This window comes from Methylomarinovum caldicuralii (assembly GCF_033126985.1).
In the GTDB taxonomy this organism is placed as follows: domain Bacteria; phylum Pseudomonadota; class Gammaproteobacteria; order Methylococcales; family Methylothermaceae; genus Methylohalobius; species Methylohalobius caldicuralii.
On sequence record NZ_AP024714.1, the window covers coordinates 304,651 to 328,455 of the forward strand.

The window sequence follows — 23,805 nt, forward strand, 5'->3', positions numbered from 1 at the left end:
CAGCACTGCGACCAAGACACCCCGCCGCGTGCGGGGTGTCTTCGTTTCAGCCCCTGCAAAGCCGCCAGCAGCGCCGCCCGTCCGCCTTGGCGCGGTACAGGGCCTGGTCGGCACGCTGCAGCAACCCGGCAGCCTCGGTCCCGTGCTCGGGATAACGGGCGATCCCGATGCTCAGCCCCACATCCTGCTCCGGCGGCACCGCCCCGGCCACCGTCCCGATCAGATCGGCCGCAAGCCGGGCGTCGTCCTCGGGCGACAGCATGCTGCCGACGACGGCGACGAATTCGTCCCCCCCGAGGCGCACCAGCAGATCCCCGCGCCGCAGCCGGCCCCGCAGCACACCAGCGACCTGTATCAGCAACCGGTCCCCGGTGGCATGGCCGAAACGGTCGTTGACCCCCTTGAAGCCATCCAGATCCATCATGAACAGCGCCAGCGGACGGGATTTGCGCCGCGCCTTGGCCAGAACCCGAGGCAGATAGACCTCCAGATAGCGGCGGTTGGGCAGGCCGGTCAAAGGATCGCGGTAGGCCAGCGCCGCGATCCGCCGCAGCTGATGGTTGCGCCGCTGCAGGTCCGCCCGCTGCCCCAGCACCGCCTCCACCTCCGCCGGCAGATCCGCCAGCAGAGCCTGCCTTTCCGGGGTGAAGAAATCCGCCGGCCGGGCATAGAACTCCATCACGCCGTACAGATCCCCCTCGATGGTCAGCGGCAGCGCGCAGGCGGAGGAAAATCCCGCCACCGCCACCCCGGGCGGAAGGGCGTTGCCCCGCCCCAACCACTGGGGCGTGCGGGTCGCCACCGCCCGGCTCGCCAACAGCGGCAGGCCGATGTCGGGACACGGCCAGGCCCGGGTCAGCAGGGACGCCGGCTGGGCGGCCGCCGCCACCGGCCTCAGCCGCGACTGTCGCCGCAGGCCGATCCAGGCCAGCTGGATCTCCCCGGTCGCCACCGCCGCATCGCAGATCTGCTGACACAGTTCGGTTTCGCTGCAAAACCGCGACAGCGCCTTCTGTATCTCCAGGCGCATCCGGTAGAAGGCGATGAGGCCGGCGGTATCGCTCATGAGCGGAAAAACCTCCGCAATTCGCTTTTGGAGTGGATGTCGAGCTTGCGGTAAATGTGGTTGACGTGATTGGTGACCGTGGAGGGCGAAATACCCAGGTCCCGCCCGACCTCCTTGTAGGTCCAGCCCTGGCTGAGGAGGAACGCCACCCGGCTCTCCGACACGCTCAGCACGTCAAGATGGTTCATGCGCCGCCCCCGCAGGAAAATCAGATCGTTCGGCAACGTGGAGGCATCAAAGAACAGATGGTCGACAAAGAAACTTTTGCGCCCCCCGGCGACAGCCTGCAGCACCGCCTCCGGCACACAGGGGCCCCGCCACCCCGGCCACGCCTCCCGCAGGAACGGTGCCAGGGAGAGAGATGCGTGATGGATGACTCCCTGCCGGTCCATCACGGCGGTGACGCTCTGGTGGTCGTTGCAGGTTTCCTCGGCCAGAAGGGCCTGAAACAGCTTCAGCCGGTAAGCGGTCAGCAGATGCGGCGTCAGCGCCTGTTTGAACCGCAGGTCCCGCTCGGTGAAGGGCGGGTCATGGCGGTCACGGTAGAAGGCGATGAAGGAGTACAGCCCCAGATCCTTATGGACCAGCGCCGTGGCGGCGGCGTGGAAGATCCCGTAATGGCGCCCGAACTCCCGGTAGATGCGCAACTGCAGTATCTCCTCCAGGGAATAAAAGTCGCTCATCAGGTACGTGCGCCCGGGATTTGCGACGATGGCCTCGTAAAGCCGGTCATCCCCGGCATAGGGATAATAGTGTTCCAGAAGATCCGCAGGCAGATTGTGAAAATGGGCCGAATGCGGCGTCTGGGTTTCCGCCTCCCCCTCGATCCACAACCCGGCGTTGAAGGGCAGCACCTGCCTGATGCAGGCGAAGGCCGCCGTCTTGAAACGCCCTAACGGAACCGTCTCGACGAGGCCGTAGATCGACTGGATCTGCTGATTGATGGGTGCATCCATGGAAAACGCTCGCTATCTTCGGAAAACATTCTCGGCACCCGTCCTATCTTCTCACAATGGGTCAAAACGACCCATGCTCGCCGCCACCTGTCTTCATTTAGCAAAATTCCTTATAATCTGTTGCTCCGATACAAAAACAATTGTTTTAGGGCAACAATGAAACCGGTTTCCATGCTCCGGACCGCACTGTTGGTCCTGCTGTTGGCCGTCCCGCTCCAGGGGTTTGCGGTTGCGGCCGACCGTATCGGCGCCCGCTGGGACGAAATCACCTACCACTGGCCCAAGGCCCGGCGTGAGGCCGGCCTGACCCGGCTACTGGCGGAAATCCGCGCCCTGCGGCAACAGCAGCCGGATCAGGCTGATCTTCTCATCTGGGAAGCGATCGTCACCGTCAGCCGCGCGAGCCTGTCCCCGAACCTGTCCGTTCTCGGGCAACTGCAGCAGACCCGCAAGCTGCTGGAGCGGGCCATCGCCCTCGACCCCCGGGCCCTCGACGGAGCGGCCTATCTGACCCTGGCCTGCCTGTATTACAAACTCCCGGGTTGGCCGCTGTCCTTTGGCGACCGCGACAAGGCGGAAATTTATTTCCGCAAGGCCCTGGCGCTGAATCCGGACGGCATCGAAACCCATTACTACTACGCCCGCTATCTTCACGACCGCGGCGAGACCGCAGCCGCCCAGGCCCATTTCGAAAAGGTGCTGCAGCTTTCCGGCGATCCCGACCAGCCCTATCTCGCACAGCGCCTGAAACGCAAAGCCGCCCAAAAGCTGGGCCGGCTGCTCGCATCCCGAAGCTGAGGCCGGATACGAAAACGGCGCGGAACCGTCAGATCCCGCGCCGTTCTCTTTCTTCGCGCCGCGGAGGTTTAGAACATCACCACCACATCCACGGCGAACAGCAGCTGGTCGTCCTGGCTGCCATCGTCGAAGGGCTTGGTGTTTTCCGCCCAATCGTAGCGCACTTCGGGGCGGATCTTGGCCCAATGGGTCGGCTTGAAGTTGACCCCGAAGGTCATTTCGTAGAAGTTGGCGGATTTTCCGGGCCGCACCCCCTGACCGCCATAGAGGCTGGAGACGCGCGTTCCGCCCTCGTCCCGGAACCACTCCATGCGGGTGCCGAGCGAGACCATGTCGTTGACATCATAGGTCAGGTAGCTGTTGACGCCGTACCAGTGGGCGTCGTCATCGGTACCCAGTTGTTCCTCCCAACCGTGGTCGTGCTGGAGGGTGAAGTGCAGCGCGTCGGTGACATCGTGGTTCAGCACGATGCTGTAGAGGGAACGCGTCAGTTTATCGGAGCGGCCGTTGTTGCCGACGATGGCTCCGTGAGTGGAGGTCAGGGCCAGCGACAGGGCGCCGGCGCCCTCGACGCCGTTGTCCCAGGTCAGGCCGCCGATGAAATTCCAGGCATCGTCGATGTCGGCGGTGAAGCTGTCCCAGCCGTTGACCGCACCGACGGTAATGCTGAGATTGTTGATGAGCGGCATGGAGAACAGCACCCCGGTGTGGGTGAAGGGTTCGCCGTACTGCATGGTATAAGCGTGGGAATAGAAGAAGTTGTCTGGCGCGGTGACCACTTCATTGCCGATGATGGTGTAGAAATGCCCCACTCTGGCGGTGATGCCGTTGAGCACCGGCGCATACACTTCCAGATAAGCCTGCGGCAGGGCCATCTTGTTGAGATTGTGCATCGCATTGGTGTTCCCGACCCATTTCTGCTTGCCGGCGTCGGAGACTTCCAGACCGAGCGCCTGGGTGAAGGGCGAGTCGGTACCGATCATAAAGTCCACCCGGCCACCGAGGTCCCAACCGCCGTCGGTGCTGACCGCCCGTTCGACGAACAGATTGACCTGGTTCAGCATCACGTGGTCGTAGCGGAAATTGAAAGTGACCGGATCGTTGAGATCGTTGCGCGGATCTTCGAAGTTGTGGGTATAGCCGAAGTCGATCCAGCCGCCGGCACGCAGTCCCAGGGATTTCATGAACTGGGTTTCATTGATGTCGTAGCCGGTCAGGGCCTCGACCACACCGTCGGCGCTGTGAATCCGCTCCGGGATGACACCTTCCGTCAGTTCATGGGCGCCGGCACCGGTGGCGGCAGCCAGGGCGACGGCCAGGGCGGTGGGTTTGAAAACACGTTCGTTCATCGTTCGATCCTCTCTGTTGTCAATTTTTCACAACCATTTGTTGCCTTTTTGCAAACCAGGATAGCAGCCAAACGGAATGCACGCCAGGGGGACAGGCATCCCCCTGTGCTCGGATGAGGCTCAACGCCCGCTGCCGGTGAATTCCGGATAGGCCTCCATGCCGCACTCGGCGTAGTCGGCGCCGTTGTATTCGTCCTCGGGACTGAGACGGATGCCGACGGTCAGCTTGAGGACGTACCAGACGATGAAGCTGGCGGTAAAAACCCAGGCGAAGATGGTCACGATGCCGATCAGCTGGGCTCCCAGCCTGGCGTCAGGGTTGGACAGGCACACCGCCAGCAGCCCCCAGATGCCGACCACACCGTGCACCGACAGCGCCCCGACCGGATCGTCGATGCGCAGCTTGTCGAACCCCATGATTGAGAACACCACGATGACGCCGCCGACGGCGCCGACGATCGTCGCCAGCAGCGGGGTGGGCGTGAGCGGTTCGGCGGTGATCGCCACCAGGCCGGCCAGGGTCCCGTTGAGCATCATGGTCAGGTCCACCTTGCCGAACAGCAGGCGGTCTGTCAGCAGCGCCGCCACGGCACCGCCGGCGGCCGCCATGTTGGTGTTGACGATCACCCGGGCCACGGCGTTGGCCTCCTCGACGTTGGAAACCTTCAGTTCCGAACCGCCGTTGAAACCGAACCAGCCCAGCCACAGAATGAAGGTCCCCAGGGTCGCCAGGGGCAGGTTGCACCCCGGTATCGGGTAAATTTCCCCGTCGGGGCCGTATTTGCCGGTGCGGGGACCGAGCAGCAGCACCCCGGCCAGGGCCGCGGTCGCCCCGCACAGGTGCACCACGCCGGAACCGGCGAAATCCAGAAATTCCAGTTGATCCAGAAAACCGCCGCCCCACTTCCAGTAGCCCTGCAGCGGATAGATGAAACCGGTCATCACCACCGCGAACAGCAGGAAGGCGCTGAGCTTCATGCGCTCGGCCACCGCACCCGAGACGATGGACATGGCGGTGGCGACGAAGACGACCTGGAAGAAGAAGTCGGCCATCACCGAGTAATAGACTTCGCCGTTGCTCTTGAGCACTTCGTCGAGGGTGTGGTCCTCGCCGATCAGAAAACCGATGCCGGGCCAGACGGCATTGACCGCCGCATCGGGATACATGAGCTTGTAACCGATCAGCAGATACATGATGCAGGCGATGGCATAGAGGGCCACGTTCTTGGTCAGGATCTCCACCGTATTTTTGGAACGTACCAGACCCGATTCGAGCATGGCGAAACCGGCGGCCATCCACATGACCAGCGCCCCCATGACCAGAAAATACAGCGTATCGAGCGCGTAGCTGACTTCTATCACTTTCTCCATTTTTTCCTCCTGATGTTTGGTGCTTTACCGCCCCTTACAGCGCATCCGGCCCGGTTTCCCCGGTTCGGATGCGGACGACCTCCTCCAGCGGCGTGACGAAGATCTTGCCGTCCCCGATCCTTCCGGTACGGGCCGCCTGCTGGATCGCCTCCAGCACCGGCTCCAATCGCTCGTCGGCGACGGCCACCTCGATTTTGACCTTGGGCAGAAAATCCACCACATACTCGGCCCCCCGGTACAATTCGGTATGGCCCTTCTGGCGCCCGAAACCCTTGACTTCGGTCACCGTCAAACCGGCGATGCCGACTTCCGACAAGGCTTCCCGCACGTCATCCAGTTTGAACGGTTTAATCACAGCCGTGACCAATTTCATGACGATGCCTCACTCTGATATTGACAGACAATCTAGCTGATGCAGCTATCGTACCAAAGGGAAACAATCCCGCTACGTGCGTGCCGCCGCTCTCCGCACACCCGGCTGCACCAGTCTGGTGCAACCGGGCCGTTCTCATGCCCGGCACGATGCAAAATTTCAGGCATATATATTGCTTTCATTCCCGTATGAACCCTGAAAACCTCTATCGCCAGATTCTGGACAACCTTGGCAATGCGGTGCTGCTGTTCGACCGCGGGCTGCGGCTGCGTTTTCTCAATCCTGCCGGGGAAATGCTGCTCGATACCAGCGTCGCCAAGGCGCTCGGCCAACCGCCCGCCCTCCTGTTCGGTTCCCTGGGACAACACCTCGCCCGCAACCTGAGAACGACGCTCCAGACCGGCGCGCCGCTGGTCGAGCGCCATGTGCCGCTCCAGCAGGGGGAACGCACCCAGACGGTGCATTGCACCATCACCCCTCTGTTCGAAGGAGACAGGGTCGCGGCCGCCATCGTCGAGATCGAGCCGGTGGAGAATTACAGCCACCTTTCCCGCGACCACCAGGCCCAACACCAGCAGGCCGCCGTCAACCAACTGTTGCGGGGGCTCGCCCACGAAATCAAGAATCCGCTCGGCGGCCTGCGGGGCGCCGCCCAGCTCCTCGCCCAGGAACTGGACAGCCCCCAACTGCGCGAATACACCGATGTCATCCTCCAGGAAGCCGACCGCCTCGGCACCCTGATCGACCGTCTGCTGACGCCCCACCGACCACCCCGGAAACAGCGCCTCAACATCCATCAGGTATTGGAGCGGGTCCGCCAGCTGCTGGCGGCCGAATATCCGGCGCTGGCGTTCCACTGCGACTACGATCCCAGCCTGCCGCTTCTGGAAGGAGACTTCGACCAGCTCATCCAGGTGTTTCTGAACCTCGCCCGCAACGCCGCCCAGGCCGTGGCAGGCGAGGGCGAAGTCAAACTGCGGACCCGCATCGAGCACCGCCTGACCATCCGCGGCCGAATGCACCGCCTGGTGCTGCGCGTCGACATTGCCGACAATGGCCCCGGCATTCCCGCCGAACTGGGCGAGCGGATCTTCTACCCCATGATCACCGGCAAGGCCGAAGGCACCGGCCTGGGGTTGTCGATCGCCCAGGCCCTGGTCACCCGCCACGGCGGCCTGATCGAATACCGCTCCCGCCCCGGCGATACCTGTTTCTCCGTCTATCTGCCCCTGGAGGATTCCCCTCGTGAGCCGTGAAATCTGGGTCATCGACGACGATCAGTCGATCCGCTGGGTACTGGAAAAAGCCTTGAGCAAGGCCGGCTTCAAAGTCTGTCCCTTTGCCGAGGTCTCGGAACCCGAGCGCCTGCTGCGCCACACCCGCCCCGACGTGCTTCTGACCGACATCTGCATGCCGGGCACCGACGGCCTGATGCTGCTGCGGCAGATCCGGCAGCGCCACCCGGAACTGCCGGTCATCGTCATGACCGCCCATTCCGATCTCGACAGCGCCGTCGCCGCCCTCCACGGCGGGGCTTTCGAATACCTGCCCAAACCTTTCGACCTGGACGAAATGGTGCAGGTGGTCCGGCGCGCCTGTCAGGAACACGGCTCCGGCGAGACCTCCCCGCCGGAAACCGACACCCCGGAAATCATCGGCGCCGCCCCGGCGATGCAGGCCGTCTTCCGCGCCATCGGCCGGCTGGCGCGCTCGCCGGTCACCGTACTGATCACCGGCGAATCCGGCACCGGCAAGGAGCTGGTGGCGCGAGCGCTGCACCGCCACAGTCCCCGCGCCGGCGGACCGTTCATCGCCCTCAACATGGCGGCCATCCCCAAGGATTTGCTGGAGTCGGAACTGTTCGGCCACGAGAAAGGCGCCTTCACCGGCGCCGATCAGCGCCGCAGCGGCCGCTTCGAACAGGCCCACGGCGGCACCCTGTTCCTCGACGAGATCGGCGACATGCCCGCCGATCTGCAGACCCGCCTGCTGCGCGTCCTGGCCGAAGGGGAATTCTATCCGCTCGGGGCCCACACCCCCTGCAAGGTGGACGTGCGCATCATCGCCGCCACCCATCAAAACCTGGAAACCCTGGTCGCCGAGGGACGCTTCCGCGAAGACCTTTACCACCGCCTCAACGTCATCCGCATCCCCCTGCCGCCCCTGCGCCAGCGCCGCGAGGACATCCCCGCGCTGCTGCACCATTTCCTCAAGCGCGCGGCGGCGGAACTGCAGACCGAAGCCAAAACCCTGCGCCCGGACGTGGAAGCCTTCCTGAGCCGGCTGGACTGGCCCGGCAACGTGCGCCAGCTGGAAAACCTGTGCCGCTGGCTGACCGTGATGGCCCCGGGCAACGTGGTCCACATGGAAGATTTGCCGCCGGAACTGCGCCGGCCTACCCTCGAAACCGCACCCGCCACCGACCATTGGACCGAGGCGTTGGCCTGCTGGACCGAACAGGCGCTGGCCGAGGGGCGCCCCAACATCGCCAAGGAGGCGATCACCGAGGCGGAACGCATCCTCATCCGCACCGCCCTGAACCATACCCGCGGGCACCGCCAGGACGCTGCCCGGCTCCTCGGCTACGGCCGCAACACCCTGACCCGGAAAATCAACGAACTGGGACTGGACAGGTAAAGAAAAAGCCCCTGTCGCAATGCTGGCATGATTGCCCTTGTGGCGCATCTTGTTCTCGTGATGAGAATGCCGCCAGGGTGCTTATGGCCTGGGTCATGGAACAGATTGGCAGCCGGGAACCGGCCGAGGCGTGAAGGGAGGTAAGACCGGCGAGCCTTCCGGGCAATCCGGCGCTCCCGTAAAATCGCGAAACTCGCGCCATACCGTTATGGTTGGTGGGAGTCGTTCATTGCAGCAAGCGGTTTTTGTTCTTCAAAAGTCAGCGGGCACGGGGCATGGAAGGACGCTTGATCGTCCAACCGCGCTCAGAGCAGCCACGGCGGTAGCGGAAACAGGGATTCCTGGCTGAAGGCAGGAAGGGCAGGAGAAGAATGGAGGCGGCGGTCGGAATCGAACCGGCGTACACGGCTTTGCAGGCCGCTGCATAACCACTCTGCCACGCCGCCTTGAGAACAGAAGAAAAAAGCCGCATGGCGGCGGCTTCTTCCTGAAACTGGAGCGGGAAACGGGACTCGAACCCGCGACCCCAACCTTGGCAAGGTTGTGCTCTACCAACTGAGCTATTCCCGCGTTGAACGACGTGCTATTTTAAGCACCAGCGATTTTCTGTCAACCCCGATTTTCATAAGGAGGTGACCATGACCGATCCGGCCTGCAACAAATTCCGCCTGGTCAAGGGCGACATCACCCGCATGGAAGTGGACGCCATCGTCAATGCCGCCAACTCCTCCCTGCTGGGTGGCGGGGGCGTGGACGGCGCCATCCACCGGGCCGCCGGCCCCGAACTGCTGGAAGAATGCCGCAAACTGGGCGGCTGCCCCACCGGCAAGGCCAAGGCGACCCAAGGCTACCGCCTGCCGGCCAAATACGTCTTCCACGCCGTCGGCCCGGTGTGGCACGGCGGCGACCGGGGCGAGGACGAACTGCTGGCCTCCTGTTACCGCGAATGCCTGCATTTGGCAAAGCAATACGGCGTCCGCACCCTCCCCTTTCCCGCCATTTCCTGCGGCGCCTACGGCTTTCCAGTGGAGCGGGCGGCGCGCATCGCCATCCGCACCCTGCGCGAAGGACTGCAAAGCCAGCCGCAGATCGAGGCGGTGTATCTGGTATGCTTCGACGATCATACCTATCGCGCCTACCGCCAAGCCCTGAAGGAGGAATGCCCCGATGCCCTCGATTGATCCGGAATTGCGCCGTCCCGCCCAGCACCTGCTGCGCTTCATCGACGCCTCCCCCACCCCCTGGCACGCCGCCGCCGCCCTGGTGGAATGGCTGGAGGAGGAAGGCTTCAGCGCCCTCGACGAACGCAGCCCCTGGATCCTGGCACCGGGGGGGCGCCATTACGTGCTGCGGGACGACTCCTCCCTGATCGCCTTCATCGTCGGCAACGACGACCCGGTCCGCGCCGGTTTCCGCCTCGTCGGCGCCCACACCGACTCACCCGGGCTGCGCCTCAAGCCCCAGGCACCCCATGCCGCCGATCCCATGCTGCGCCTGGGGGTGGAGGTCTATGGTTCGCCGATCCTGGCCACCTGGACCGACCGCGATCTGAGCCTGGCCGGCCGGGTAGTGCTGCGGTCCGAACCGCCGAGCGTGTGCCTGGTGGACTTTGGCGCACCGCTGCTGCGGCTGCCCAACCTCGCCATCCACATGAACCGCAAGGTCAACGACGAAGGACTGAAGCTGGACAGACAGACCGAACTGCCCCTGTTGCTGGAAGTGCTCGCCGACGAGCTGCCGCCGCAGGCGCGCTTCCGCCAACTGCTGGCCGAGCGGCTCGAGTGCGGACCGGAGGCCATCGTCAGCTGGGAGCTGTCCGTGTACGACACCCACAAGGGGGCCTTCTGGGGACCGGCGCAGGAATTCCTCGCCGCCGCCCGCCTCGACAACCTGGCCTCCTGCCACGCCGCCATCCGCGCCCTGATCGCCGAGGAGGAAACCGCCGCGACCCGGGTCTGCGCCCTGTTCGACCACGAGGAGGTGGGTTCGGAAAGCTTCAAGGGCGCCGCCGGCGCCTTCCTGCGCGACGTGCTGGAACGCATCGGCGCCGCCCTGGGGCTGGACGGCCCGGCCCGCCAGCAGGCGCTGGCCGCCAGTTTCCTCGTCAGCGCCGACATGGCCCACGCCTATCAGCCCAATTTTCCCCAGGGCTACGACGGCGAACACAAAGTCCGGGTCAACGGCGGCCCGGTCATCAAGACCAACGCCAACCTGCGCTACACCACCGAAGCTCTGTCACAGGCCCTGTTCATCGGCTGGTGCGAGGAGGCCGAAGTGCCGTGGCAGCATTACGTCCACCGCACCGATCTGCCCTGCGGCTCCACCATCGGCCCCCTGACCTCGGCCCGGCTCGGGGTGCGCAGCATCGACGTGGGCAATCCCCTGTGGGCCATGCACAGCGTGCGCGAGAGCGCCGGGGTCGTCGATCACGCCTGGATGATCCGGGTGCTGGAACGTTTCTTCGCCTGCCCGCTGCTGCCGGTCAGCGGTTGAGCGCCCGCCACCCGATGTCCCGGCGGTACTGCACGCCGGGCCAGTGGATGCGTTCCACCCAGGCGTAAGCCTTGCGCCGGGCCTCGGCAACGGTTCCTCCCAGGGCGGTGACGCACAGCACCCGGCCGCCGGCGGTGACCACCTTGCCGTCCACCAGCCGGGTGCCGGCGTGGAACACCTTGAGGTCATCGCGCTCCTCGGCGGGCAGGCCCTCGATGACGTCGCCGGTGCGGACCTTGCCGGGATAGCCCGCCGCCGCCATCACCACCCCGAGGGCGAAGCGGGGATCCCATTCGGGATCCAGGCCGGCCAGATTGCCTTCGACCCCGGCCAGGCACATTTCCGCCAGATCGCCGCGCAGCCGCATCAGGATCGGCTGGGTTTCCGGGTCGCCCATGCGGCAGTTGAACTCCAGCACTTTGGGCTCACCGGCGGGGGTGATCATCAGCCCGGCGTAGAGGAAGCCGGTGTAGGGCACGCCATCGCTAGCCATGCCGGCGATGGTGGGATGGATAACCTCGTCGAGGATGCGCCGCTGGATTTCCGGGGTGACGACCGGCGCCGGCGAATAGGCCCCCATGCCGCCGGTGTTGGGGCCGCGGTCGCCGTCAAGCAGCGGCTTGTGGTCCTGGGAGGTGGCCAGGGTGAGGATGTTCTCGCCGTCGGCCATGACCATGAAGCTGGCCTCCTCGCCTTCGAGGAACTCCTCTACCACCACCCGGCGGCCGGCCTCGCCGAACACACCTGCGGCCATCATGTCGCGCACCGCGGCGATGGCCTCGTCTTCGCTGCGGGCCACCACCACTCCCTTGCCGGCGGCCAGACCGTCGGCCTTGACCACGATGGGCGCCCCACAGCGACGGATGTGGGCGATGGCCGCCTCCGGCTCGGTGAAAGTCGCATACCGGGCGGTGGGAATGCCGTGGCGCTGCATGAAGTCCTTGCAGAAGGCCTTGGAGCCCTCGAGGCGGGCGGCCGCCCGGGTCGGGCCGAAGCAGCGCAACCCCCGCTGGCGGAACACGTCGACGATCCCGGCCACCAGCGGCGCCTCGGGGCCGACGACGGTGAGATCGATGCCCTCGGAGGCGGCGAAATCGGCCAAATCAGGCAGATCGGTGGCGCCGATGGCTACGTTGTCGATGTTGGGCTCCAGGGCGGTGCCGGCATTGCCCGGCGCCACATAGACCCGCTTCACCCCGGTGGAGCGGGCCATCTTCCAGGCCAGGGCGTGCTCACGGCCGCCGCTGCCGACGATCAGTATTTTCAATGCGCGTTCTCCCTTGTCGTGTCAGTATCCCGGTGTGAATTTTTCGCCTTCGCAGACCTCGCGGATGCGGTCCTTCACCAACCGCCCTCCCTGCCAAATCCGCTCGTGGACCTTGTGGCAGCGGGTCTTGGCGTCGTAGCCCAGCGGCTGGGCCTCGACCCGCTGCCAGCCGTCGGTGCTCTGGTAAGCCACCGGCCGGTTGCTCATCGCCGCCTCGCGGGCGGCACGGGCGGCGATCTCGGTGGTGAGCGCCCCCAGAGCGCTTCCCAGGGCGCCGCCGATCACAGCGCCGCGCCAGCGGTTGTGTTTGTCGATCAAGGCCCCGGCCGCCGCTCCGATGGCCGCTCCGGTGGTCCCGCCCTGATAGGTGTAGGGATTGGTGGTACAGGCGCCGGTCAGCATCAGAAAGCTGCCGAGCACGAGTCCGGCGATCATCTTACGCTGCCACATGCTTCTCCTCCGGTATCGTTGCGGGAAGCACCCAGCCCAGTGCCACCGCCGCGCCGCCGCAGTGCAGCCACAGGCCGGCCTCCAGGCCGACGAGACGGACGATGGCGCTGAGATCACGGATGCATTGGGGGAGATTATCGGCTTCCGTGAGAATCACGGCAAGGCGGCCGTCGAGCAGCCAGTCGATGCGGTAAGGCGTCGAAAAACGCCCACCGCCGTACTCGGCTTCCACCGCCACGTCGGCGCGGAAGGGCAGCGACCGGTTGGCCAGCTCCAGGGTCAGCGCCGCCCGGTACACGGGCGTTCGCAATCCCGGCCCCAGTGCGTGACGCACCCGGCAGGCAGCCTGCCACATCCCCTTAGCCAACGCCTGCAGGCGGGCGTCCGCCGGGGCGGCATACTGCCAGGGGCGCTCCAGCAATGCCGCCAGCCAGACGCCCAGTTCGTCCGCGCCATCCAGCTGTCTGGCCCGCTGCAGCAGGTGGCGGGCCTGGGCCGGCTCCCCCGCCTGCAATTGTTCCACGGCCTGGCGCATCAGGGCCCGGGCCTGGCGGCAGGCCTGCTCGGCGGTGGTGAAATCGCTGCCACAGCGGGGACAGACCGGATCGGTGAGGTGGGCGCGGCAGACGGGACAGCGGTCCATCAGGACTCCAGGTAATAGAGGAGGTCTTCCAGGGCTGCTTCGGCCCGGGAAACCGCCTGTTCGTCCCCGGCCTCCAGCGCCTCGCGCAGCGCCTGGCTGAGGGTTTCCAGGTCTTCACGGTTTTCCCCCTCGAGCTGGGGCAACAGCCGTTCGGCGCGGGCGAGCAATGTTTGCGCGTAGGGTCTTGCAGCCGTTTCCCCCAGCAGGCCGGCGACGCGCTCGCGGGCAGCGCCGAGCGCCCGACGGTCCAGCGGTGGCACGGCGCGTTCGATGCGGACGCTTTTCTCCAGGCCGGTGGCTTTCTCCGTGGCGGTCACCTGGAGGATGCCGTCGGTGTCGAGATCGAAGCGCAGCACCACCGGATCGTCGGCCACCCCCCGCAGCCCCTCGACGCTGAACTCGCCCACCAAAGTGTTGTTGTCGGCCTCCGGATCCTCCCCCTGATAGACGCGTACATCCACGCGGGTTTGACCGTCGCGGACGGTGTAGAACACCTCGCTCTTGGAGGCGGGCAGGGGCGTGTGCTTGCGGATCAGGGGCACGAACACGTTGGGATGCGGCCGGCCGTCCAGCTCTCCCAGAGCGCCGGTGCCGAAGGTGTAGGGGGTGACGTCCACCAGCACCGAGGCCACCGTCTCCCCGGCGAGCATCCCGGCCTGCACCGCCGCCCCCATGGCGACGCACAGGTCCGGATCGACGGTGGCCTTCGGGGTCTGACCGAGGACGGCCTCGAGGCGCTCGCTCACCAGCGGGGTGCGGGTGGCGCCGCCGACCAGCAGGACTTCCTCGATGTCGCCGCTGCCCAGCCCGGCGCTCTTGAGGACGGTGTGGACCGCCTCCAGGGTGCGGTCGAGGTAGGGGGCGATGAGGGCCTCGTATTCATCGCGGGCCACTTCGGTGTGGAGGTGCCAGGGGGTGCCGTCGCGTTCGAACAGGAATTCTTCGCGGATCGCCACGAACGGCCGCTCGGAGAGGGCGTGCTTGGCCGTCACCGCCACCCGCAGCAGGCGGACCATGATCCTGCGATCGTTGCGCACGTCCACGCCGCTTTCCTGCTGGATCCGTTCCGCCAGCAGTTCCACCAGCTCACGGTCGAAGTCGTCACCGCCGAGGCGGTTGTCGCCGTGGCTGGCGATCACTTCCACCACACCGTGCTGGATACGGACGATGGAGACGTCGAAGGTGCCGCCGCCGAGATCGTACACCAGCACCTGACGGGGACGATCGAGATCGCTTTCGTACACCAGGGCGGCGGCGGTGGGCTCGTTGAGCAGCCGCTCCACCGTCAGCCCTGCGATCTCACCGGCCTCGCGGGTGGCCTGGCGCTGGGCGTCGTTGAAATAGGCCGGCACGGTGACGACCGCCCGGGTCACCGGCCGGCCCAGATGGTCCTCGGCGCGCTGTTTCAGGGTCCGCAGCAGGATGGCGGAAATCTCCTGAGGCGTATAGTCCTGTCCCCCAAGGTGGAAGCGGGTGTCGCTGCCCATGTGGCGCTTGACAGACTTGACCGTGCGCTCGGGATAGAGGGGATGCTGGTTGCGGGCCGGCTCGCCCACCAGGAGCCGGCCTTGGTCATCGATGCCGACCACCGAAGGCAGCAGCGCGTTTCCTGCCGCATCGGTCAGCACCTTGGGACGGCCGTTCTCCAGCACCGCGACCTCGGAATTGGTGGTGCCGAGGTCGATGCCGATGATGTCGGTCATGCTTTACTCCTGTTCCGTTCGGTTGACGACGACTTCCGCCGGCCGCAGGATTTCCCCGCCCCAGCGGTAGCCGGACCGGATCTCGGCCACCACTTCGCCCGCCGGGCGGCCGGCATCGTGCACCACTTCCGCCACCCGCATGCAATGGGGCTCGAAGGGCCGGTCGAGGGTTTCAAGGCGGTGCACGTCCATGCCCGCCAGGGCCTGATCGAGGCGCGTCAGCGTCAGGCGCTGTCCTGCTATGATGGCCAGCAGTCGCTCGAGTTCCTTTCCCAGCAGCCAGCGCCGGAACCAGCCGGGACGCCAGCGCTCCAGGGCCTCGACCCCGGCGGCGAAACGGTCGCGCCAGTCGAGCACTTCCCGAAGCAGAGGTTCGAGGGCGCGGCGTTGGGCGCGGGCGATCTCATCCTCGTGACGGGCGCTTTCCCGCGTCAGGGTTTCCACTGCCTGCTGCAGGCTGGTGAGCGCCTGTCTGGCCTGACGGCGTTCGCCGCGGACCTCGGTGCGCAGCGCCGCCATTTCGGTCAACAATTGGGCCAGGCCGACTTCCGCTTCCGGCGGCTCGGGCTGCTCCTCGAGCAGACGCTCGAAGGCCGCCAGCAGTTCAGCCCTATCCATCGTCCTGCACCTGGGCGCAGTCTCGCAACAGCGCCCGCAGTTGCGCCAGGGAAGGACGACCGGCTGGCAACGCCGCGGCGATCTCCTCCGGTTCCATCACGTGGAACAGCCGGTGGTGGATGCGGCTGCGTTCGTCCCTGATCTGCTCGTAGGCCCATTGGATCTGCCGGAAGATTTCGGGATCCCGTTCGGGAGGATGCCGGCGCACCTGATCCAAATAGGCGCGGCGGATGGTTTCGTCATCGGCCTCCGGCCCCACCTGCAGCACGACATAAGGGTCCAGTGGTTTCATTTCGATCTCACGCTTTTGATCCAGTCCATCACCCATACACGGGCGGTTTCGAGCATTTCCGCAGGCGACTGCGGGGCCGGCACGGAAACCGGCACCTCCGCCGGCACCGGCGGAGCGGGATTGGCCGCCAGCAAAGCGTCGATGCGGGGGATCAGCCAATCCTGTCCCTGGACGGCCGCCGTTTCCGATGCCCGCACCAGGCGCTGCACCTCGATGAGATCCAGATTGCCGGGAACCCCGCGGCTCTTGGCCGCCAGATCGCAATAAACCAGCCGGGGATCACCTTCGCCCCAGGCCGGGTGCCGGCGCACCAGATCCCGCAGCCATTGCCAGCACTCCAAGGTCAGCAAACGTTCGCCCAAGTCCCGCAGTTCATCCCAGGTCCAGGACAGCGTCAGCGCCCGCCTGAAGTAGCGCCCGCTGACTGAAAACAGGCGCGAGACGGCTTCCGGATGCTGTGCCGCCACCACGGCCGCCTCATCAAGCAGAGCCAGCACCTGGGTCTTGTCAGGCGGCTGCCGGGCGGCCAGGTCCATCGCCTGCTTCAATGCCTTGCGCTGAATCTGGAGTTCGGCTTCCGGCCGCCCCAGGCGGATCTGCAGCAGGGCGATGAGCCAGTCCCCCCAGGGCGCCGGTACCTGCTCGCGGGCACGGTAAAACTGGATTTCCGCCGAGGCCAGTCCCGCCTGTTGGCGGATGATGCCTTCCAGGGCCAGCCAGCGGGCGCGGTCCTTGGGCGTCTCGGCCAAAGGTTCGGCGGCGGCCACTTCCTTGCGCGCCAGATCGCTGCGGCCGGCCGCCAGCTGCCTGCCCACCTGGGCGACGACGGCATCGAACAGACGGCGGCGCGCCTCGCGGTCGAGAGGATTGCGGGCCAGAACCCGGCCGAACAGGCGGATGGCCTTCTTGTAGGCACCGCGCTCGAAGGCCGCCTCCGCCAGGGCGGTCAGGAAGGCGTCGTCATCCGGGAATGCCTCCAGGGCCGCCTCCAGCACCCGGCGGCGGCGTTGCCGGTCCCCGCGCAGGCGGTAGTAATCGGCCAGATCCTGCCAGCTTTGGCGGCATCCGGGATCCAGCTGGCAGGCCGGAATCAGACTCTGTTCGATCTCCTCGGCCCCCGGTCCGAAATGTCGCCGCGCCAGCTCGGCCCGGTGCCGGGCCACGGCCGCGGCCTCAAGGCGATCCCCTCGGGTCTGATAGACTTTGCCCAGCTGGACCCAGGTCTGGAAGGCTTCCCGGGGATCGCCGTAACGCTCCAGATGCAAAGCCTGCAGGCGCAGGCGGTCCGCCTCGTCCAGGGGGCCGAAATGGCGCTCGTAATCTTCCCGGCACTGGGGACAGTGGACCAGCAGCTGCTTCAGCAGATTCTGCCAGGACGGATCGTCATCCTCCCGGGCGCGGGCCAGTGGCCGGCGGAACAGCGCCTCGTCGTCGGTCTCCGCAGGGCGCAGGGATTTCAGGAATGGCGGCGTCAGCCGGGCCGGTTCCCGGAAAGGCGAATCCGGGCCGATGCGCGCCAGCCATGCTTCGGCCCGATGCTCCTCCCGGGGCTGACAGGCCAGCGCCGCCAACCACCAACGCAGGTCCCGGTAAGGAGAGCGAAAGGGAAGCTGCTTGAGCGCCGCCTCCATGGCCGCATCGTCCCCCCGGCAGAAGGCATAGAGAGCGGCTCGGGCGGCCGGCAGATGCCGCGCCAGGGGCGAGTCAGGCGGCACCTCGTCGCCGGCCAGGGCCAACAGCACCTGCCGCCGCGCATCCATCTCAGCCTTCCTGCAGCTTCTTCCGCAGCAGTTCGTTGACCTGTTTGGGATTGGCCTTGCCGCCGGTGGCCTTCATCACCTGGCCGACGAAGAAGCCGAACAGCTTGTCCTTGCCGGCGCGGTACTGTTCCACCTGTTTGGGATTGGCGGCGATCACCTCGTCGATGATCTTTTCGATGGCACCGGTATCGGTGATCTGTTTGAGGCCTTTCTCATCGATCAGAGTATCGGCGTCCTTGCCCGTCTCCCACATCAGCTCGAACACCTGCTTGGCAATCTTGCCGGAGATGGTGTTGTCGGCGACACGTTTGAGGAGACCGGCGAGGCGGTCGGCGCTCACCGGGCTCGCCACGATGTCGAGGCCGGCCTTGTTGAGGGCGCCGGACAGCTCCACCATGACCCAGTTGGCGGCCAGTTTGGGATCGACGCCCGATTCTCTGACCACCTGCTCATAGTAGTCGGAAATCCCGCGGGTGGCGGTGAGCACCTCGGCATCGCAAGGTTTGAGACCGTACTGGTCGATGAAGCGGTGGTAGCGCTGCTCCGGCAGCTCCGGCAGCTCCCGGCGCACTTCGTCGATGAAGTCGTCGCTGATGACCAGGGGCAAAAGATCGGGGTCAGGGAAGTAACGATAGTCGTTGGCTTCCTCCTTGGTGCGCATGGGACGGGTTTCATCCTTGTCGGCGTCATAGAGACGGGTCTCCTGGACGATGGTGCCGCCCGATTCGAGCACTTCGATCTGACGTTCGATCTCGTAGGCAATCGCCCGCTCGACGAAGCGGAACGAGTTGACGTTCTTGATTTCGGTGCGGGTGCCGAATTTCGCCGCCCCCTTCGGCCGCACCGAGACGTTGGCGTCACAGCGGAACGATCCTTCCTGCATGTTGCCGTCGCTGATGCCGAGCCACACCACCAGCTGGTGCAGCTTCTTCATGTAGGCGACCGCCTCTTGCGGCGAGCGCAGGTCCGGCTCGGAGACGATCTCCAGCAGCGGGGTGCCGGCGCGGTTGAGGTCGATGCCGGTCAGGCCCTGGAAATCCTCGTGCAGGGACTTGCCGGCGTCTTCTTCCAGATGGGCGCGGGTGATGCCGATGCGCTTTTCCCGGCCGTCCAGATGGATCATCAGATGGCCCTTGCCCACCACCGGCAGCTCGTACTGGCTGATCTGATAGCCTTTGGGCAGGTCGGGGTAGAAGTAGTTCTTGCGCGCGAACACTGACCTCCGGGCGATTTCCGCCTCCACCGCCAACCCGAACCGGACCGCCAGGCGCACCGCCCTTTCGTTGAGCACCGGCAGGGTACCGGGCATCCCCAGGTCCAGGGCGCAGGCCTGGGTGTTGGGCTCGGCCCCGTAGGCGGTGGAAGCCCCGGAGAAGATCTTGGATTTGGTAAGGAGCTGGACGTGGATCTCCAGCCCGATGACAGGTTCCCATTCCATCGTGTCGATTCCTCTGCGATTGGTTCAGGCGAAGGCTTCCGGCAGGCGCCGGTGCCAGTCGGTCACCTGTTGATAACGGTGGGCGGCGCCGAGCAGGCGGGCCTCGTCGAAATAGGCGCCGATCAGCTGCATGCCCACCGGCAGGCCGTCGATGAAACCGGCCGGCAGCGATATCCCCGGCAGCCCGGCGAGGTTGACGGCGATGGTGTAGATGTCCGACAGATACATGGACAAGGGGTCGCCGGTTTTCTCCCCGAGACGGAAGGCCGGGGTGGGGGTGGTGGGCCCGAGGATCAGGTCCACTTCCTCGAAGGCGCGCTTGAAGTCGTCGGCGATCAGGCGGCGGATCTTCTGGGCCTTGAGGTAATAGGCGTCGTAGTAACCGGCCGACAGGGCGTAGGTGCCGATGAGGATGCGGCGCTTGACCTCGGCGCCGAAACCTTCGGCGCGGGTGCGCAGGTAAAGGTCCTCGAGATCCTTGGGATCTTCGCAGCGGTAGCCGTAGCGCACCCCGTCGTAACGGGCCAGGTTGGAGGAGCACTCCGACGGGGCGATGACGTAGTAGGCCGGCACCGACAGGCCGATGTTGGGCAGATCGATGTCCCGGAACTCGGCCCCCAGTTTTCGGTATTCGGCGACGGCCGCCTCCAGCACCCGGGCCATTTTGGCATCGAGATCCCGGAAGAACTGGGTCGGCAGGCCGATTTTCAGACCCTTCAGGTCCAGGTCGAGGGCGGCGGCGTAGTCGGGCACCGGCGCGTCCACGCTGGTGGAGTCACGTTCGTCGAAGCCGGCCATAGCCTGCAGCAGCAGGGCGCAGTCCTCGGCGCTGCGGGCCATGGGACCGCCCTGGTCGAGACTGGAGGCGAAGGCGATCATCCCCCAGCGCGACACCCGCCCGTAGGTGGGCTTGAGCCCGGTGATGCCGCAGAAGGCCGCCGGCTGGCGGATGGAACCGCCGGTGTCGGTGCCGGTGGCCGCCGGCACCAGACCTGCCGCCACCGCCGCCGCCGAGCCGCCGGAGGAACCGCCGGGCACCCGCTCCGGATTCCAGGGGTTCCGCACCGGGCCGTAATAGCTGGTCTCGTTGGACGAGCCCATGGCGAACTCGTCCATGTTGAGCTTGCCCAGTAGCACGGTGCCGGCCTCGGCCAGCCGCCGCACCACGGTGGCATCGTAGGGGGCGGGGAAATTGTCGAGCATCCTGGAGCCGCAGCTGGTGCGGATGCCGTCGGTGCAGAAGATATCCTTCTGCGCCAGGGGGATGCCGGTGAGCGGCCCGCCCTCGCCTTTGGCCAGCCTGGCGTCGGCGGCCTCCGCATCGGCGAGAGCCCGCTCGGCGGTGACGGTGATGAAGGCGTTGAGCTGCGGCTGGTGGCGCTCAATGCGGGCGAGAAAATGCCCGCTCAGCTCACGGCTGGAAAATTCCTTGTTTTTCAGTCCTTGGGCCAGTTCGGCCAGGGTTTTGGTGTGCATGGCGCTCCTTGGAATTAAGTTCAGTCGATGACTTTGGGCACCAGATACAGGCCGTTTGCCACCGCCGGGGCGACAGCCTGGAACTTTTCCCGCTGGTTCGGTTCTGTGACCTCATCGGGCCGCAGCCGCTGCGGCAGGTCGAGGGGATGGGCCATGGGCTCGACGGATTCGGTATCGACGGCGTTCATCTGGGCGACGAAGTCCAGGATTCCGGACAGGTCGTGGGCGTACTTGGCGGCGGCCCCGTCGTCGATGCCGATGCGGGCCAGCCAGGCGATCTGCTTGACTTCTTCGATGGAAAGGGACATGACGGACTCCTGCTCGAAAGCGTTTTTCATGCAGCAACCGCATATGATAACCCAGATTCCCTGATAAGCCTGCAACCTGCGGGAAATGGGTCTGTATTACCATGATACAGATGTGGTTATCTCTAAAAATGCTCTCGAGGCAGGGCGGTGGGCATCTCTGAGGGTGAAAAAGGTGCCACTGCGGGGCTGCTTACCGGGCCGCAGGCGTGCTCAAGACAAGCGCCATTCTGCGCAGGTGGCGCATCGACGGAGTAAAGACAACTCAAGCAGCGAAGGGATGGCTATTCCAACTGACAACTGGCGTAGTACAGCCAGTCGAGCCGGAAGGCTGTCTTGGCGAAGTCCAGCCGCCAGCGTCGGGCATGGCAGACCAGGCGTGCCGTGGAACGGATCAGATGGCGGATCAAGGGACGAATGCCATGCCCTCTGGCCTTCGGCGGCAACAGCTGATACTGGATCATCCGTAACAACAACTGGGCCAGCTGGCCACACAGGTAATAGGCCTGATTGGCATGGAAGGCGCGGCAGGGTGGATGATGCAGATCGAGATCGATCAACGGCCCCTTGAAGGCATTTTCCTGGCCTTGTTTCTGGCGATGCCGACGCACCAGTTCGTCCACTGGCAGATCGTCACGTGAGACCAGGATGACGGTATAGGCCGGCTGAAGGCGTTTCTGTGCGCCGTCATGGGTCCGACGGATCACCACATAGGGATGTTCCCGCCACCCCTGGGGACGATGGTAGGTCAGCGTCGCCTCTTCCCCCAGTCCAATGTCGGTCCAGGCCTCGTCGGTCAGACCCTCGATCGAGTCGAGCACCGGGCGCCGAAAGCCTTCGTGCGTGACGCTGATGGAGTAGTCCCAGCCCCGGCGATGGCAGTCCTCGACGAAGTCCTTGCTGTAATAGGCATTGTCCACATGAACCCACACCGGGGTTTCTGGTGCGATCCAGGACGCCACCGCGGCCAGCTGTTCCCGCCAGCCCTCCGTGACCGACACGCCGCCCGGATGCAACCGGGCCGCGCCCCAGGCGGTGCCGAGGAAGACGCCATGCAGCCAGTATTGATCCTGGCCGTTGTAGCCCTTGGCCGCTTGCTCGAATAAAGGTCCCGACACCTCGATGGCGCTGCCATCGACGAACAGAGGAAGATAACCTCGCTGATCGAGTTCATGAGCAATGACCGCCGGCATCACCTCAGCGGCCACCGATTGCACCAGCAACTCCAAGCGTTCGATCGAGTGGGCATCGAAACGGCAGAGATACTCGCCTAATCTCCGGCTGTCAGGCACTTCCGACAACCCCAGCAACCGCTTTCCCACCGCATCGACCCGCAAGACGTCCACATCCGACAACGCCCCACCACCGGCCACCTGGGAAGCCACCAGCGATAACAGCATCTGCGCATCACTCGCGCCACGGGCGCGTTGCTTCAGGCGAAGTGTCTCTCCGATGCGCTCACCGAGCCTCAACCGATTGAACAAGCGACCGAGAAATATCCATCCCCCATGGCTGGTCAGCTTCTCGTCGGTGAAGTCGATCTCGATCTTGGCGGGCATTGGTTGTAGGCTTGTCATCGGCGCACCTGTGGGGTGTGGGTTTGCTTACCTGGCATTTTGCCGTAACTCCCTGCAGCGTGCGCCTTTTCTCTGCTAGGGTCCCAGACCTATCCGGGGATCAAGGTATGATAATCCATCCCTTGCCCGATCCCCTATCCGGTTGTTAAAGTAACGCCATTTCTCAGGTCAAAAGTCCATGTTCAAACATCTGCGCGGCTTTTTCTCCAACGACCTTTCCATCGACCTCGGCACCGCCAACACCCTGATCTACATTCCCGGCCAGGGCATCGTCCTCAACGAGCCTTCGGTCGTCGCCATCCGCGAGGAAAAGCTCCGCGGCAACAAGACCATCGCCGCCGTCGGCCAGGAGGCCAAGCAGATGCTGGGGCGCACGCCGGGCAACATCACCGCCATCCGCCCGCTTAAGGACGGCGTCATCGCCGACTTCACCGTCACCGAGAAGATGCTCCAGTTCTTCATCCACAAGGTGCACGAGAGCAAGCTGCTCAAACCCAGCCCCCGGGTGCTGATCTGCGTGCCCTGCGGCTCCACCCAGGTGGAGCGGCGGGCGATCAAGGAATCGGCCCTTGGGGCCGGCGCCCGCGAGGTTTATCTGGTGGAGGAACCGATGGCGGCCGCGGTCGGCGCCGGCCTGCCGGTGGACGAGCCGCGCGGCTCAATGGTCATCGACATCGGCGGCGGCACCTCCGAGGTGGCGGTGATCTCCCTCAACGGCATCGTCTATTCCCAGTCGGTGCGCATCGGCGGCGACAAGTTCGACGAGGCCATCATCAACTACGTGCGCCGCAACTACGGCACCCTCATCGGGGAGGCCACCGCCGAGAAGATCAAGCATGCCATCGGCAGCGCCTATCCCGGCACCGAGGTCAGGGAAATCAAGGTCCGCGGCCGCAACCTGGCCGAGGGCGTGCCGCGCAGCTTCACCCTCAACAGCAACGAGATCCTCGAGGCCCTGCAGGAACCGCTGGCCGGAATCGTCGGCGCGGTGCGGGTGGCCCTGGAGCAGACCCCGCCGGATCTGGGCGCCGACGTCGCCGAACAGGGCATCGTCCTCACCGGCGGCGGCGCGCTGCTTCAGGATCTCGACCGCCTGATCGCCGAGGAGACCGGCATGCCGGTTTCCATCGCCGAGGATCCCCTCACCTGCGTCGCCCGCGGCGGCGGCACCATTCTGGAACGGATAGACGCAAAGGGACCGGCCGCTTTCGCCCTGGAATGACGGCACCGCAC

22 protein-coding genes and 2 tRNA genes are annotated in these 23,805 nt (G+C 65.4%); 6 read left to right on the forward strand and 18 right to left on the reverse strand.

Translation table 11 applies throughout. From position 1 onward, the window contains the following. Positions 1 to 46: 46 nt before the first annotated feature. Positions 47 to 1,066 (reverse strand): diguanylate cyclase domain-containing protein, encoded by a 1,020-nt coding sequence (locus MCIT9_RS01595; RefSeq protein WP_317705685.1) that lies wholly within the window; start codon positions 1,064 to 1,066, stop codon positions 47 to 49. After that, a complete protein-coding gene (locus MCIT9_RS01600; protein WP_317705686.1) occupies positions 1,063 to 2,022 on the reverse strand; it encodes a helix-turn-helix transcriptional regulator in 960 nt (319 codons plus the stop codon). The genes MCIT9_RS01595 and MCIT9_RS01600 overlap by 4 nt, the downstream gene beginning before the upstream one ends. 171 nt (positions 2,023 to 2,193) lie before the next feature. Here MCIT9_RS01600 and MCIT9_RS01605 point away from each other — a divergent pair, with 171 nt between their 5' ends. After that, positions 2,194 to 2,820, forward strand: coding sequence for a TRAP transporter TatT component family protein (locus MCIT9_RS01605; RefSeq protein ID WP_317705687.1), 627 nt, complete (start codon positions 2,194 to 2,196; stop codon positions 2,818 to 2,820). A gap of 68 nt (positions 2,821 to 2,888) precedes the next feature. Here MCIT9_RS01605 and MCIT9_RS01610 read toward each other — a convergent pair whose 3' ends face one another. From MCIT9_RS01610 to glnK, 3 genes are all read right to left on the reverse strand, one after another. Then, positions 2,889 to 4,169 carry a porin gene (locus MCIT9_RS01610; RefSeq protein ID WP_317705688.1) on the reverse strand — a complete coding sequence of 427 codons (1,281 nt, stop codon included), beginning with the start codon at positions 4,167 to 4,169 and terminating at the stop codon, positions 2,889 to 2,891. A 120-nt stretch (positions 4,170 to 4,289) separates the two neighbouring features. Beyond that, positions 4,290 to 5,540 carry an ammonium transporter gene (locus MCIT9_RS01615; protein WP_317705689.1) on the reverse strand — a complete coding sequence of 417 codons (1,251 nt, stop codon included), beginning with the start codon at positions 5,538 to 5,540 and terminating at the stop codon, positions 4,290 to 4,292. 34 nt (positions 5,541 to 5,574) lie between these two features. After that, positions 5,575 to 5,913: a P-II family nitrogen regulator gene (gene glnK / locus MCIT9_RS01620; protein ID WP_317705690.1), complete on the reverse strand. Its 339-nt coding sequence runs from the start codon at positions 5,911 to 5,913 to the stop codon at positions 5,575 to 5,577. A gap of 188 nt (positions 5,914 to 6,101) precedes the next feature. Between glnK and glnL the strand changes: the two genes are divergently transcribed. Both glnL and ntrC read left to right on the forward strand, forming a co-directional pair. Beyond that, on the forward strand, positions 6,102 to 7,169 hold the full coding sequence (gene glnL / locus MCIT9_RS01625; protein ID WP_317705691.1) for a nitrogen regulation protein NR(II): 1,068 nt from the start codon (positions 6,102 to 6,104) through the stop codon (positions 7,167 to 7,169). Beyond that, positions 7,150 to 8,550: a nitrogen regulation protein NR(I) gene (ntrC, locus tag MCIT9_RS01630; RefSeq protein ID WP_479724338.1), complete on the forward strand. Its 1,401-nt coding sequence runs from the start codon at positions 7,150 to 7,152 to the stop codon at positions 8,548 to 8,550. Before glnL ends, ntrC begins: the two co-directional genes overlap by 20 nt. A gap of 372 nt (positions 8,551 to 8,922) precedes the next feature. Here ntrC and MCIT9_RS01635 read toward each other — a convergent pair. Beyond that, positions 8,923 to 8,996, reverse strand: a tRNA-Cys gene (locus tag MCIT9_RS01635). Positions 8,997 to 9,044: 48 nt separating this feature from the next. Beyond that, positions 9,045 to 9,120, reverse strand: a tRNA-Gly gene (locus MCIT9_RS01640). 68 nt (positions 9,121 to 9,188) lie between these two features. On the opposite strand from MCIT9_RS01640, the gene MCIT9_RS01645 reads away from it, so the two are divergent. Continuing rightward, positions 9,189 to 9,731 (forward strand): O-acetyl-ADP-ribose deacetylase, encoded by a 543-nt coding sequence (locus MCIT9_RS01645; RefSeq protein ID WP_317705693.1) that lies wholly within the window; start codon positions 9,189 to 9,191, stop codon positions 9,729 to 9,731. Next, positions 9,718 to 11,043, forward strand: coding sequence for a M18 family aminopeptidase (locus tag MCIT9_RS01650; protein ID WP_317705694.1), 1,326 nt, complete (start codon positions 9,718 to 9,720; stop codon positions 11,041 to 11,043). Before MCIT9_RS01645 ends, MCIT9_RS01650 begins: the two co-directional genes overlap by 14 nt. Here MCIT9_RS01650 and purD read toward each other — a convergent pair. The 11 genes from purD to MCIT9_RS01705 form a co-directional block, all read right to left on the reverse strand. Then, a complete protein-coding gene (purD, locus tag MCIT9_RS01655) occupies positions 11,033 to 12,310 on the reverse strand; it encodes a phosphoribosylamine--glycine ligase (protein WP_317705695.1) in 1,278 nt (425 codons plus the stop codon). The two genes, MCIT9_RS01650 and purD, sit on opposite strands and share 11 nt — an antisense overlap. Positions 12,311 to 12,331: 21 nt before the next feature. After that, on the reverse strand, positions 12,332 to 12,760 hold the full coding sequence (locus MCIT9_RS01660; RefSeq protein WP_317705696.1) for a YMGG-like glycine zipper-containing protein: 429 nt from the start codon (positions 12,758 to 12,760) through the stop codon (positions 12,332 to 12,334). Further along, positions 12,747 to 13,403: a GxxExxY protein gene (locus tag MCIT9_RS01665; protein WP_317705697.1), complete on the reverse strand. Its 657-nt coding sequence runs from the start codon at positions 13,401 to 13,403 to the stop codon at positions 12,747 to 12,749. The genes MCIT9_RS01660 and MCIT9_RS01665 overlap by 14 nt, the downstream gene beginning before the upstream one ends. After that, on the reverse strand, positions 13,403 to 15,106 hold the full coding sequence (locus MCIT9_RS01670; RefSeq protein WP_317705698.1) for an Hsp70 family protein: 1,704 nt from the start codon (positions 15,104 to 15,106) through the stop codon (positions 13,403 to 13,405). Before MCIT9_RS01670 ends, MCIT9_RS01665 begins: the two co-directional genes overlap by 1 nt. A gap of 3 nt (positions 15,107 to 15,109) precedes the next feature. After that, positions 15,110 to 15,724, reverse strand: a complete 615-nt coding sequence (locus MCIT9_RS01675; protein WP_317705699.1) for a nucleotide exchange factor GrpE — start codon at positions 15,722 to 15,724, stop codon at positions 15,110 to 15,112. Next, entirely contained in the window at positions 15,717 to 16,016 is a 300-nt protein-coding gene (locus MCIT9_RS01680; RefSeq protein WP_317705700.1) for a J domain-containing protein, read from the reverse strand. The genes MCIT9_RS01675 and MCIT9_RS01680 overlap by 8 nt, the downstream gene beginning before the upstream one ends. Continuing rightward, positions 16,013 to 17,776: a tetratricopeptide repeat protein gene (locus MCIT9_RS01685; RefSeq protein ID WP_317705701.1), complete on the reverse strand. Its 1,764-nt coding sequence runs from the start codon at positions 17,774 to 17,776 to the stop codon at positions 16,013 to 16,015. Before MCIT9_RS01685 ends, MCIT9_RS01680 begins: the two co-directional genes overlap by 4 nt. Before the next feature lies 1 nt (position 17,777). Then, the gene (gene gatB, locus MCIT9_RS01690) at positions 17,778 to 19,214 is read right to left on the reverse strand and encodes an Asp-tRNA(Asn)/Glu-tRNA(Gln) amidotransferase subunit GatB (RefSeq protein WP_317705702.1); all 1,437 of its coding nucleotides are present in this window, start codon (positions 19,212 to 19,214) and stop codon (positions 17,778 to 17,780) included. 24 nt (positions 19,215 to 19,238) lie between these two features. After that, the gene (gatA, locus tag MCIT9_RS01695) at positions 19,239 to 20,690 is read right to left on the reverse strand and encodes an Asp-tRNA(Asn)/Glu-tRNA(Gln) amidotransferase subunit GatA (protein ID WP_317705703.1); all 1,452 of its coding nucleotides are present in this window, start codon (positions 20,688 to 20,690) and stop codon (positions 19,239 to 19,241) included. A 20-nt stretch (positions 20,691 to 20,710) separates the two neighbouring features. After that, on the reverse strand, positions 20,711 to 20,998 hold the full coding sequence (gene gatC / locus MCIT9_RS01700) for an Asp-tRNA(Asn)/Glu-tRNA(Gln) amidotransferase subunit GatC (RefSeq protein ID WP_317705704.1): 288 nt from the start codon (positions 20,996 to 20,998) through the stop codon (positions 20,711 to 20,713). Between the two features lie 281 nt (positions 20,999 to 21,279). Beyond that, positions 21,280 to 22,554, reverse strand: coding sequence for an IS1380 family transposase (locus tag MCIT9_RS01705; protein ID WP_317705705.1), 1,275 nt, complete (start codon positions 22,552 to 22,554; stop codon positions 21,280 to 21,282). A 196-nt stretch (positions 22,555 to 22,750) separates the two neighbouring features. Here MCIT9_RS01705 and MCIT9_RS01710 point away from each other — a divergent pair, with 196 nt between their 5' ends. Further along, complete coding sequence (locus tag MCIT9_RS01710; RefSeq protein WP_317705706.1) at positions 22,751 to 23,794, forward strand: rod shape-determining protein; 1,044 nt, start codon at positions 22,751 to 22,753, stop codon at positions 23,792 to 23,794. The last annotated feature ends 11 nt before the right edge of the window (positions 23,795 to 23,805 follow it).